The sequence below is a fragment of the Sphingobacterium thalpophilum genome (assembly GCF_901482695.1).
Classification (GTDB): domain Bacteria; phylum Bacteroidota; class Bacteroidia; order Sphingobacteriales; family Sphingobacteriaceae; genus Sphingobacterium; species Sphingobacterium thalpophilum.
On sequence record NZ_LR590484.1, the window covers coordinates 2,257,136 to 2,269,685 of the forward strand.

Below are 12,550 nucleotides of genomic sequence, written 5' to 3' on the forward strand. Positions count from 1 at the left end.
ACGTTTTTCTTCCCAGTAAATATAGCAAATATCTCAGCACGGCTAAGTATGTTTGTGTTTTTTCTTCGTTAGTAGCTGTTAATTAATAAAAAAAATTAAAAATAATTTGGTTGTTTAGAATTTTATTTCTTATTTAGCACGGTAATAGATAATATATCCAATAATTGTAAACCACTATCGCTGCATCAGACTATGTTAGGTGCTTTGAGTGACGCCAGAAGATGAAGCTGAAAAGCATCTGAATATTGCCGCTAGCAGCGTGGATCATAAATTTTATTAACATATACTATTTCATTCCTAAATTATGAAACCAACACATGTAAAACGCAGGTATCTTTTCAGGGCTTTGGGATTCATCATTGTTTTCATGCAAACAGCGATCAGTTTTGCTCAATCTATTATTAATGGTACCATACGAAATCGCGATGATCAGCCTATCGCTGGGGCCACGGTTAAAATAATGGGAACAGCAGTCACTACACGAACAGATCAAAAGGGCAGCTTTAGTTTATCTGTTGAACGCTTCCCTACAGAACTCCAGGTAAGCTATGTAGGCTATATCCCACAGACTAGAAAGATCAGCTCAGGGGGAATACAGAACTTCGTCCTGCAGTCGGACGAGCGCCAGATCGATGAAGTAGTGGTCGTAGCATACGGATCCCAAAACAAATCGAAGGTCGTGGGATCTGTCGTCCAGATCAGTGCTGATGAACTTAAAAAGGCTCCTTCAATGAATTTGACAAATGCACTTGCAGGCCGTGTGCCCGGACTGACAGCCTTACAGCAATCGGGGCGACCAGGAGCTGATAACGCTACGCTCTATCTCCGCGGTATCGGCACGTATGGTGGAAATAGAAGCCCTTTGGTCATCATTGATGATATCGAAAGACCACTTTCTACCTTGGCATATCTGGATCCAAGTGAAATAGCAACTATTTCCTTTCTAAAAGATGCGGTCTCTACAGCAGCTTATGGGGTACAGGCTGCCAACGGCATTATTCTCGTCAAGACAAAAAACGGTAAAAAGGAACAGACCAAGGTGAGCTATGACTTTGGCTATAGTATTGGTCAAAATACACGATTCCCCAAATTTCTGAACGGTCCAGATTATATGAACTGGTATAATAAAGGGACGGAGCTCGACAACGACTTTCTAAGAAATACAAAGCAAAATGAAGTACCCTACATTTACACACAAGAGCTGATTGATGCTGTACAGCATGGAACCAATACCAATCCACTATTTGGGAATACGGATTGGATTGGTCTCTTGGCCGATAACAATAGTTATTCACAACATCATGCTGCGACAATTTCTGGCGGCGCCAGCAATACACAATATTTTGCTTCCGTCAGCCACATGAATCAGGATGGTGTGATCGATAATACCAATTTTAAACGTTATAATATTCGTACAAATCTAAAGAGCGAGCTAAATGAACATCTTACGGTCGGCTTAAATATTGGTTTGCGCAATCAAAATACCAATTTACCAGGAATTTCTCCGGATAACTCGGCCTATATGAATCCATTTTATCAGGCCGTGAGAATGTTGCCAAATTTACCAATGTATGCGCCCAATGGTCTTCCCGTAGCTTATCAGGCTGGGGCAGGTTGGGTGAATCCGATTGCTTCTGTAGAAAATTCGGGCTATCAAAAATTGAAAAGTAATATTTTTCAGGGGACAGCGAATATAGATCTAAAAGTACCAGGAGTAACCGGTTTGCTAGCTAAAGTGCAAGGAGCCTACGATTATAATTCGGATGAATCCAAGTCGTGGTTGACGCCTTACGCTACAATGGGGAGACAGCGGGACCAAGTCGCCGGAGATTTTGTAGCTATGACCACGTTGCCAGGGATTACAAAAACATCTTTGCGCCAGAGCTTCGCTGCAGCTTATAGATACACATGGCAGGCTAGCTTAAATTATAATCGAACTTTCGGTGAGCATAGTATTGGTGTTTTGGCCTTGTATGAATACGCAAAAACCCGTGGAAACCAGTTTGCTGCAGGCGCAAGCAACTTTCCGATCACTATTATTCAGGAAATAAACTACGGTTCTACCACACAGGAGGATATCATTAGGTCTACTGGTTCCAGTGACCCCGAGTCTGCACGAGCAGGTTTTGTTTCACGGCTGAATTATGCGTTCAGGGACCGCTATTTGGTGGAGCTGGTATCGCGATGGGATGCTTCGGCCAATTTTGCAAAAGAGAACCGATGGAAGTCTTTCCCTGCTATCGGACTGGGATGGGTGGTATCCAACGAAGCATTCTTTAAAGAAGCACTTCCTTTCGCTGACTTTTTCAAATTAAAAGGCTCAATCGGCCGAACGGGCAACGACCGAGCACAGGTCGGGACTTTCCCCTTCATCAATACGCTCTCACAAAATGTTGTCCCTGTGGTGGTCATCGACGGCAAACCTATAAAACCACTTTTTACGAATGCTCCCCAGAATCCACTGTTAAAATGGGAAGAATCCACCACATCTAACGTCGGCTTTGAGTCCCGGTTTTTAAATGGCAAATTTGGTTTTGATTTCGAATGGTTCTACCGCTATACAACCGGTATATTGGCGCCGGTAGGAAATCTGTACCCAGCTTCAATGGGAGGATATTTTCCAAGTTTAGCGAATATAGGCGAAGTTGACAACAGAGGATTTGATGCTCAGTTGCGTTATAATGATCGTTTTGGCGAATTTAAACTCGGTGTGGTCGGTAATATTAACTGGGCCAGAAACAGGTATCTAAAATTGGATGAGGCCAATGGGATTCCATCATGGCAGAGTCTGATCGGTAAGCCTATTGGGACCAAAATCGGATTTGTTAAGGAGGGTATGGTACAGACTTGGGAGGAAGCCCGCAATACACCTTCTCCAAGTTCAGGCTTTATGGCTCCCGGGTTTTTCAAGTTCAAAGATCTCAACGGCGATGGTCGGATTACCCGGGCAGATGATATGACCTACATTGGGCGCTCCAATATTCCTGAATTAACATTTGGTTTAAATATCGATATGGCCTATAAGGGGTTTGATTTCTCAGCGCTCCTGCAGGGAGCCGCTCGCGCAGATGTCGCGTTGGCGGGAACATATGAGGGATCTTCAGGTACTTCAGGTGTAGAAGACAACACACCATTTACACGTCCTTTTTATAATTATGGTAACTCGCCCTATTTCTTGGTCGAAAATTCATGGCGCGAAGACAATCCCAATGCCGAATTTCCTCGTTTGAGCGCCTACAAGGCAACAGGTATGTCTGCCAATAATGCAAATGCAAACTCAGGATGGATTAGGAAAGGGGATTATTTGCGGCTCAAGTCCGTCCAAATTGGTTATACTTTTCCAAAAAGTGTGTTAAATACAGCAAAAATTGAACATGTACGTGTATTTGCTTCAGGTTCGAATCTATTTACTTGGGATTACCTAAAATATCTTGATCCTGAAATGCCAAATGTCAATAATGGATTTTATCCGCAACAACGCATTTTTGAATTTGGGCTGAGCGTGACCTTCTAAATTCTACCATAGACATTTATGGACACCGTTTAAATTGTTTAACTCCATCAATGAGATGGATCAATAATAATCACAGATGAAAATAATTACATATATCAAATATCGGCAGCTTCCTTTTTTGAGCCTTCTATTGATCATGCTACAAGGTTGTTCTGTAGACCTGATCCCCCAAGATCGGATTGCAGAAGAAAAAGTATGGGAAGATCCCAACTCCGCCGAGCTTTATGTGTCGGGCATGTATAGCGAATTTAAAAAATTTCAGTTTGGCCTGTTCCCTAATTTGGGCTATGACAATGCCATGGATGCCCTCGCAGACGGCATGAAATTTACGTCAAATACTGCGGGTAACGGAACCGTCAATATCCTGGTATCTAATTCCAACCAGTTTTCATCCTCCAGCGTCGGGTTGAATTACTGGGCCAGTGGCTACGATCGGATCAGGCGGGTCAATGAAATGATCAATAGCATCAATACCAAAGCCAAACTGTCGGATGAACAAAAACGAATCTATGAGGCTGAGGGCAGGTTCGTTCGGGCATATGCCTATTTTTGGCTGGCTAAGATTCACGGTAGCGTGGTCCTCTTTAAAAGTATGGATCAGTATACGGAGAAAGATCATAGCCGGTCGAGCGAAGAAGCCGTATACGATTTCATTCTAGAAGATCTGCAGTTTGCCGCTGATCACTTACCGTTGAGCAACCTGGCTGGTCGCGCGACGCAAGGAGCAGCTTATACATTGATGGCTAGAGCAGCCCTGTATGCGGGGTCGATAGCAAAATATGATCTTAAGCAATTCAACCAAGATGCGTTGACAGGAATTCCACAAAACAGAAGCCAAGAGTATTTCAAAAAGGCCGCAGATGCAGCGCAGAAAGTGATAGACATGGCTAATGGTGGACAATATGCGTTGGATGACAATTTTGCTGGTATTTTTACCAATAAAAATACAAAAGAGGCAATTTTTCGGGTGGACTTTGTAGCCCCCGACGTGATACATCAATATGATCTCGGCTATGCCCCTCCCAAAGACGCCCCAGGCAATACATTAGTATATGGTGTGCCCACAGCCGAGCTCGTCGATGAGTTTGAAATGGCTGATGGATCAAAGTTTTCATGGCAAAATGCGGGTCATGCTGCTGCCCCCTATACGAATCGCGAACCTCGTTTTTATGCGACTATACTTTACAATGGCGCAAGCTGGAAGGGCAGGACGTTAAATACGTCTACATCAGATCCCATCGAAGGTTTTACAGCATTTGGTGTGACAGGAGACCCCAAACGTACCGTGACCGGCTATTATGCGAAAAAATTGCTTGATCCAACGAACACTACATTTGTTCAGAATAAAAGCACGCAAAGCTGGATCGAAATGCGGTATGCTGAAGTTTTATTGATTATGGCCGAAGCAAAAGCACAATTAGCCGATTACGCAGCGGCAGCAACTTATATCAATCAGCTGCGTCAAAAAAGGGGACTTAATAGTATCGCCGTGACGAATAACAATCAGGCCATGGCTTCAATCGAACATGAACGGAAGGTTGAGCTAGCTTTTGAAGGACATCGCTTTTGGGATTTGCGTCGTTGGCGAAAGGCACATATCATATTAGATAATGTCAAATTTACGGGACATAAGATCAGCCCTGAAGGAACAGGATTTACTTACGAGGTTGTATCGGCCGACGCTGTCAATAGAAGTTTTAGCTCAAAATTGTATTATCTGCCAATTCCTGAGAGGGAAGTGCAATTGAATGGGGCATTAACCCAAATTAAAGGATGGTAACAAATTATAAAGATTAACGATGAACAAAGTAAAATTTTATAGTGTTTGGGCTTGTACGATCCTTTTATTAGGATGTCAAAAGCCCAATTATATCGAGCGCAATATAAAAAATCAATTGATGGACTTTTACGCAACCATCGAAGGAAACGCGCAAGACCGTCTTTTTCTAAGCACAATCAGTAATGATACGATCTATTTGCACGTGGACTATTACTATCCGGTAGATTCCGACAACGAGGTGGATCTGTCGCGGTTGATGCTACGAGCTTCCATACCTGCAGATGCTCGTATCACGCCAGGTCTAAACGGGTTCACGGATTTGACCTCAGCGAAGAAAATTACCGTAACAGCCGGAAATGGAGATGCTAAGGACTACGTGGTCGTCGCTGAAAAGAAAGGCAATACCGATATTTCGAGCGTCAAAATAACCTTTAAAGACAATGAACAGAAGGTGAATGAAGTTGAAGGTATCCTTAACGGCAACACTATTACTTTTTATGTGGTACCCGGAATGGATCTCTCAAAAGCTACTCTTACCTATACCATCAACAAACATGCAAGCGGCTCAATAGCGAGTGGAACAACAGTCAATCTGGCCAACGGAGCGCAACTGCCGTTGACAATATCAGCGCCAGGAAATGTTCAAAGGCAGTTGAAATTAACCGTCAAGGAGCCTATTAAATTAGATAAAGGGGTTGGAATCAGCAGAAGGCTATTTGTAAAAAAGGCGGCGGATCTCGGTTTTTCAGCAAACAATGAAACTTCCTGTTTTGTCAGTGGCGACTATCTGGTGATTGTTACACGTACTTCGCCCTCGGTTTTTAAGGTTTATAATCGTTTTACAGGTGCGTATTCCCATAGCCTTGCTAATCCGTTCCCTGCTGGACGGATGATCTTTCAAGGAGTGGCCGATGAAAAAGGGCGATTTATATTAGCCACTTATACACCAAATGGGCAAAACTTTGTACTCTACAAATATAAAGACGTCTTTGATGCCAATCCAGTAAAGCTTGTGGATATCCCTTACGGCAAGCCAGCAGCAGTGGCAGCAGCCGACGGCAACATTGGGCGTCGGCTTAATTGGGTAGGTGACATAGATGGCAATGGTCAGCTGATGGTGTCGATAGCTGGTAGTCGGTATTGCCTTCGTTGGACAATTGAAAGTGGTCATATAAAATCGACGACTGCGGACCTTCTTGAGTATAAAGACGGTGCCACATCTCTTGGATTTTTGCCGGAATATCAGCCCTTGGGGGTATCACCTGCTGCTGAACTGATCGCAAGTACAAACACCGAACTCGCTTATGTCTCTGGGACAACTTGGGGACGCTTGGCTACATTTCCCGCTATCACAGGTATGGCGATGAACGGTGGTATAGCTTTCCAGCATTTTAACAATGCCGACATTTTAGCCCAGGTAAAATTATTCGGAAGTAACGAAACTGGCCAGATGTATGTCTACGATATTACTGACCGTGCTCGTATCGGAACGACATTGGCATCGCCCACCTATAATCAGCTGCGGGTCTATGAGTCCGAGACATTTGTTGGCGGCAGCAATGCCAATGCAACGAGTGACATCTGCATGGCGACCTCTGAAAATGGACAACGGCTTCAAGTCTATATGTTAACAACTTTTGGTTATTTGGTCGCTCATGAGTTTACAACCTATACTGAAACAAATTAAAGGCGATAGTTCCCCCATTCCAATTTGTTGCGGAGGGGAAGCTAATTATGAATTATATGAAAAAACAAATCTTATGAACAAGCGTATCCATAAAGCACTATGGTTGATGCTCGCTTTGCTATCTTGTAAAGTGGGATTGTGCCAGACCAGTAGTTTAGAAACGGCCTCAAAAAAAATTCTTGCGGCAAAAAGAGGCGATATTGTCAACCTTGATAATGTTTTGAAAGCCGATTTTCCTAAATTGTCCTATACGAAATCGGTGCTGCCCGGACCACAATATATTATATCTGACGATCCCGAATACATCCGTGTTCCTGAGGCGATTGCATTGCAGGAGACCGTTGATCCTGGAGCAGTACGGCTATATGTATATAACGTTAATGGCGTAAAGGATCCCCAGAAAATCGCCCGTAAAATTTCAGCAGTCATTAAGAATTTGGGAAAAGAGAATATGCATTTTCGTATGCTAAAATATTCTTCCCAGAAGCCTAGTTCAAATTATTTTGAAATCGGGAAAAAAGGCCTTGAAGATTATTTCTTGTCCGCTGTTTCAAATCAGGTAAGAGTACTTAAACCGGGAGAAGCCATGGCTATCGACGAGAAGCTCGAAAATCAAATTGTGCAATATGATGAACTGGTGCATGGGTTTTATGAGTTTGTGGTCGACCAGCCTGCTCAAATTTCGGTCATACAATTTGCGCCGGAGGAGTCTGGGCCAAAAGTGTTGTCCCAGATCAAAACTTTGATTCCGCATAGCCACGCAAATGCCGGCCGGGGTATTTTTCCGATTTCCAATTACCAGGTCAATACTGTAGATACATTGGATACCAAAAACGGGGTTGTACAGCTTATCGTTGCCGATGGACAGGATGATCCATGGATCACCGGCACCATTGGTGAAAAAAAAGAATTTGCAAAGAATGCGGGAAATTATGGAGTTATGTATAAAAATAAGATCAAGTGGAGAAGTAGCGATGGTAAAGGTCTCGCTTTGGTGACTTGGAATAGTCGTTCGGCGGATAATCAATGGTGTGGTGGAATGGGATTGACCATGGAACTTATCGGCCAGGATGGGAAAAAGACCGTGATGCAGTACCCGAACAAGGCTTTAATTACGAAGGGATATCCAGAAGCTATTTTAATTGAAACGTATTGGCCCGATCCAAAAAAGGAAATTCAGGATATCGAGTTCACTTACTCGCCACCTGGAGCTTCTTGCTTACCGACACCATTGATTTTTATCCCTATTGACCGTAAGAAATAATGAAGAATATCATGCTATTTTTTTTGCTGGGCTTAGGAGCCTGCAGTGCAAAAAATGATCTGGTTAAACCCGAGTTCCCCATTATTGGAATGGACGGTAATGGTTATCTAAAAAATGAGGTGCGACCGGCTGCGTCTAAACCCTGCTTCCAAGGCGCGTATTATCGGAAGATTGTATCCAGTACCGATGTATGGGCAGGTATAAAAGCGGAAGTCACCTTACCAAAAATAGAGTTTGATCCTGCTCGTATAAACCCAAATAAACCAAAACAGTCTCTCGATAACCCCTCTGTTTACCTAGGCGGGAATATGGGGGGACAAGAGACAGATATTGGCCTTACTTGGGAGGTGATTAGGGATGAGAAAGGAAACATCACCGAAGATAGAAGAGCTTTTAGACCATTTTTACGACGGTCAGCACATAGCTCCGGGCAGGTACCTTTATATCAAAATGCACCGGCGGAAGCAAATTATTATTGGTATCCAGGAGAGAAGATCACAATGACCTTGGAAATAGCCGGTCCAGGGAAGCTGAAGTTTTCGATACATGGAGCGGGAAAAAAGTATGAGTCTATCTTTGAAAGTGCTGGGTATACCCTTGGCGCACTGGGAGAATTTAAAAGGGTCAACGCCATTGATCAGGTGGCTAATGAAGGCAAGCCCGTACAGTTGACAAATACAAAGGTATTGGAATCGACTTGGTCCTATACATCCTTGTTTCGCTACGAGGCTGGTCAGCTGTCCGAAGTGCCGATGCATAGTGGGCGTATGACACAAATGGCGTGCCCCGAATCCAAATACTTTAAAATTCAACAAGACCCGACCACGCTAAAAAAAGGTGGAGAAACCGTATCGATCAGCGGTGGAGGATTTACGCAATGATGCAAATTATTTTCGCTCATCTGTTGGGCCATGCTTGCGGCGCTTGGACGTTTGTTCATGTCATGCAGGCAACATAACGACATATCAGAAGGCTTCAATTTGAAGCCTTCTTTATTTTCCAGGCTTTTTTGCTGACAGAAGATATGTTCTTGGCGCTGAAATTGCTTCATATAGGATATCTTTAATCAAAACATCATAAACATGAAATCATCTGTATTATTTTGTTGCTTAGCAGCACTTTCCTTAATGTCTTGTAATCAGGCTAAAAAAGAAAATCAGCACATCTTAACAACAGATTCGTCTGACCAGACCACCATGGCTGTAGATACTGTTCACACGGCTCAGAATTCCCTGGACTGGGCGGGCAAATATGAGGCGACTATCCCGTGTGCGGACTGCGAAGGCATCAAAACAAATATCACATTGAAAAACGACGACAGCTTTTCTGTCGTGAGCGAGTACATAAACAAGAATACCAAAATTGAGGATTCTGGTAAAATTATGTGGCACGACCACGGGTCAGTTGTGCACCTGATGGGAAAGGAAACCAACATGAAGTTGAAGGTGGCCGAAAACCGGCTGATTGGACTGGATCAGGAAGGGAAAGAAATTGATGGGCCCAATGCGCACCTGTATGTCTATAACAAGGTGGAAGGTGAAAAATAAAAAGCATGGCTAACCTAGCCGCTGACATATTTACCTAGTGGGATCTTGCGCAGGAAGTAGGTGAGCAAAGCACTGGCGACCAACGTAAAGACTGCTGCCAGCGGTATTTTCCATAAAGTCGAAAACGGCAGCAGTGGGTGGATGACTGTCAGCGGCAGGATATGGCATAAATAAATGCCGAAGCTATGGTTGTCAATAAACTTCCAGAATGGATGGAGCTGTTCGGGGAGCTTGATACATTGGACGAATATAAAAACAAAGCCTGTACTCAAGGCAATGCCCGGTGCCAGGTAATTATAAAGCGTCGGGTCAAACTCTCCCTTCGAGACACTTAAATAGTACGTCCCCATTCCAGTCATTGTGTTGAAGAGCATGAACAAGCCTAAACTGAGCCATTTTCGATGCATCGGATACTTTTGCAGATAATATCCCAATACCAGATAGCCCATATAACCCGAGAAAAATTTCAGATCAAAATTGGGCAGGTAGGCATTGTAGGGCCGGCTCGTGAAAAACAGGGAAACAAACCACAGGCATAGGAAGATCTGCAGCTCTTTTTTTGTGCAGTTTGCGACTATCTTACGGATATAGGGGACCGCTAGATAAAGACCGATGATCATATATAGGTACCATAAATGTGCGTTACTGCCTGATTTTAACTTAATTAACACAGTGTTGATAACTTGTGGAAAACTTAATGAGGACAGATCGGTGTAGCGCACGAAATAACCGGCAAGGTAAATAAGCGTCCAGAATAGAAAAGGTGGGATGATCTTGAACAGACGTTTTTTGTAAAAGGTTGTAGTAGGCTCCTCCTTTCGTAACAGCAGTGCACCGGAAATCGTCACAAAAAGAGGCACAGAAAACCGCGCAAAGCTATTCAGCCAATTGGCATAATTCCAGTCAAAGGAGTCAAACTGATTGCTATTCAGGTATCCTGAAGAAGAGTGGATCAGGATAACCAAAAAGATCGCAACAATGCGCAATACGCTGATATAACTAGTTCGAACCATGGCTTTTCCAGTCGGCGATGTTAACGTTGGCTGTCATAGACTTTAAGATACAATAAGGTCAAAAGGGCGCCGATGCTGGCCATGCCCACACCTACCAACGAAGGAGTGTTATAGGCAAGTCCCAAAGTAATTGGAATCCCGCCTAAGAATGCGCCAAGTGTATTCCCGAGATTGAATGCCGCCTGTCCACCGGCAGCGGCCAGTGTCGCAGCCTCTTTGGATGCGCGGATCAGCATAAGCTGGGTCGGGGAGCCGATCGTAAAAGACACCAGGCCCGTAATGAAAGCCAGTGGGTATGCGGTCCAGCCCAGTGGGGAGATAACATATACCATGACCAGGCACAATGCCATAGCGGTAAAGCTGGCAATCGCTGCCTTCGTTGGCGAAATGGTATCTGCTAGTTTGCCCCCGATTAGGTTTCCGAAAAACATACCGATACCGATCAGAATCATAATCAGCGGCACACGGTCAGCCGCGACTCCGGATACCTTGGTCACCAGCGGGGCAATATAACTGATCCATGCAAACAAGCCACCTGTACCGATGGCGATAATTGCCATCAATAGCCAGGCGATGCGTTTATTGAAAAAGCTGAGCTGGCTAAAGATATTGTTTTGCTTTGACGCTTCAATCTTCGGCATCCACGCATATATCGCCGCAAAGGTAAGCAAGCCGAGCATGCTGATGATTCCATAGGTCAGCCTCCAGGAATAATGGTGTCCCAGATAGGTGCCCAAAGGTACCCCCGCAAGGTTCGCGATGGTCATGCCGGTAAACATGATCGAGATCGCCTGTGCTTCCTTCCCCTTCGGCGCGAGTTTGGCGGCGACGACAGAGCCTACGCCAAAGAAAGCCCCATGCGGAAGCCCGGCCATAAAGCGTGAAAGGCTGATCAGAAATTGCCCGGGGGCGATGCTGAATAAACCATTGAAGATAAAAAATAAGAGCATCAAGAAAAGCAGGACCTTCTTGGGGGGGTATTTGCCTGTAAATAAGACGAGTGTAGGAGCACCTACAACAACGCCCAGCGCATATAGGGCGATTAAGTGGGCCGCAGTAGGTATTTCAATATGGAGATCTTTAGCAATATCCGGTAAAATGCCCATCATCGTAAATTCAGTCATCCCGATGGCAAGCCCTCCAAAAGCCAAAGCAATAATTCCTTTGTTCATATAAACGGTTAGAAGTTGATAGTCAAATGTAAGAATAAAATCTTAATACCTCTTCTTGGGTACACAGCTGATATCCTTAACTTTTCTTAGAATAATAGGCCGCTGGTCAAAGCGGCTTTCCAGCACCACCGAGTCGGGATCATGATAGACGACTTTGAACCGCGGGATGTATTGTCCTGAACGGTAGCAGCCAGAGATTTTTTGTTTGCCGTTTTCTTTAGTGAAAATACCGTCGACAATGACCGAATCACCCCGGAGGACATAGATACCTTTTGCACGTTCGGTCCATGAGCCATTTTTGTAACAACTATCCGGAATTGTTTGAACTTTGTTGTTCACATGTAAGACCGTGTAGATGGAGTCGCAGGTAAATTTAAATTCATGCAGCGTATACTGCAGCATCTGCTGCTGCCCCGCAATGCTGTCCTGCACCCATTCGCCCTGTAAAAATGAAGCACCCTCACTCTGCATATCTGAGTTGAATTTGCAGGAAGCAAAAAAGAAAAACATACCTACGGCAAGAGCCAGTAGGTATGTTTTTGACAGTTTAATTTTTATTGAAATTATAGTCAC

Annotated in this window: 9 protein-coding genes; 6 read left to right on the forward strand and 3 right to left on the reverse strand. The window is 44.1% G+C overall.

The features are described 5' to 3' along the window. Positions 1 to 304: 304 nt before the first annotated feature. The 6 genes from FGL37_RS09625 to FGL37_RS09650 all read left to right on the forward strand — a co-directional run bounded on the left by FGL37_RS09625 (position 305) and on the right by FGL37_RS09650 (position 9,792). On the forward strand, positions 305 to 3,514 hold the full coding sequence (locus tag FGL37_RS09625; protein WP_051607294.1) for a SusC/RagA family TonB-linked outer membrane protein: 3,210 nt from the start codon (positions 305 to 307) through the stop codon (positions 3,512 to 3,514). Between the two features lie 76 nt (positions 3,515 to 3,590). After that, positions 3,591 to 5,294: a RagB/SusD family nutrient uptake outer membrane protein gene (locus FGL37_RS09630; protein ID WP_028071879.1), complete on the forward strand. Its 1,704-nt coding sequence runs from the start codon at positions 3,591 to 3,593 to the stop codon at positions 5,292 to 5,294. A 19-nt stretch (positions 5,295 to 5,313) separates the two neighbouring features. Beyond that, positions 5,314 to 6,981, forward strand: coding sequence for a DUF5018 domain-containing protein (locus FGL37_RS09635; protein WP_028071880.1), 1,668 nt, complete (start codon positions 5,314 to 5,316; stop codon positions 6,979 to 6,981). Between the two features lie 73 nt (positions 6,982 to 7,054). Continuing rightward, on the forward strand, positions 7,055 to 8,245 hold the full coding sequence (locus FGL37_RS09640) for a copper amine oxidase (RefSeq protein ID WP_081818008.1): 1,191 nt from the start codon (positions 7,055 to 7,057) through the stop codon (positions 8,243 to 8,245). After that, the gene (locus FGL37_RS09645) at positions 8,245 to 9,126 is read left to right on the forward strand and encodes a hypothetical protein (RefSeq protein WP_028071882.1); all 882 of its coding nucleotides are present in this window, start codon (positions 8,245 to 8,247) and stop codon (positions 9,124 to 9,126) included. Before FGL37_RS09640 ends, FGL37_RS09645 begins: the two co-directional genes overlap by 1 nt. A 201-nt stretch (positions 9,127 to 9,327) precedes the next feature. Beyond that, entirely contained in the window at positions 9,328 to 9,792 is a 465-nt protein-coding gene (locus tag FGL37_RS09650) for a copper resistance protein NlpE (RefSeq protein ID WP_028071883.1), read from the forward strand. A gap of 14 nt (positions 9,793 to 9,806) precedes the next feature. On the opposite strand, the gene FGL37_RS09655 is transcribed toward FGL37_RS09650, so the two are convergent. Genes FGL37_RS09655 through FGL37_RS09665 form a run of 3 tightly spaced genes read right to left on the reverse strand, consistent with a single transcriptional unit; the run spans position 9,807 to position 12,448 of the window. Next, complete coding sequence (locus FGL37_RS09655; RefSeq protein WP_028071884.1) at positions 9,807 to 10,805, reverse strand: acyltransferase; 999 nt, start codon at positions 10,803 to 10,805, stop codon at positions 9,807 to 9,809. A 20-nt stretch (positions 10,806 to 10,825) separates the two neighbouring features. Then, entirely contained in the window at positions 10,826 to 11,977 is a 1,152-nt protein-coding gene (locus FGL37_RS09660; protein WP_028071885.1) for an MFS transporter, read from the reverse strand. A gap of 42 nt (positions 11,978 to 12,019) precedes the next feature. After that, on the reverse strand, positions 12,020 to 12,448 hold the full coding sequence (locus FGL37_RS09665; RefSeq protein WP_232048670.1) for a fumarate hydratase: 429 nt from the start codon (positions 12,446 to 12,448) through the stop codon (positions 12,020 to 12,022). Between the last annotated feature and the right edge of the window lie 102 nt (positions 12,449 to 12,550).

Bases quoted from the DNA above. Each gene is read 5' to 3' on its own strand.
- FGL37_RS09625 (WP_051607294.1), top strand. From the start codon at position 305: ATGAAACCAACACATGTAAAACGCAGGTATCTTTTCAGGGCTTTGGGA.
- FGL37_RS09630 (WP_028071879.1), top strand. From the start codon at position 3,591: ATGAAAATAATTACATATATCAAATATCGGCAGCTTCCTTTTTTGAGC.
- FGL37_RS09635 (WP_028071880.1), top strand. From the start codon at position 5,314: ATGAACAAAGTAAAATTTTATAGTGTTTGGGCTTGTACGATCCTTTTA.
- FGL37_RS09640 (WP_081818008.1), top strand. From the start codon at position 7,055: ATGAACAAGCGTATCCATAAAGCACTATGGTTGATGCTCGCTTTGCTA.
- FGL37_RS09645 (WP_028071882.1), top strand. From the start codon at position 8,245: ATGAAGAATATCATGCTATTTTTTTTGCTGGGCTTAGGAGCCTGCAGT.
- FGL37_RS09650 (WP_028071883.1), top strand. From the start codon at position 9,328: ATGAAATCATCTGTATTATTTTGTTGCTTAGCAGCACTTTCCTTAATG.
- FGL37_RS09655 (WP_028071884.1), bottom strand. From the start codon at position 10,805: ATGGTTCGAACTAGTTATATCAGCGTATTGCGCATTGTTGCGATCTTT.
- FGL37_RS09660 (WP_028071885.1), bottom strand. From the start codon at position 11,977: ATGAACAAAGGAATTATTGCTTTGGCTTTTGGAGGGCTTGCCATCGGG.
- FGL37_RS09665 (WP_232048670.1), bottom strand. From the start codon at position 12,448: ATGCAGAGTGAGGGTGCTTCATTTTTACAGGGCGAATGGGTGCAGGAC.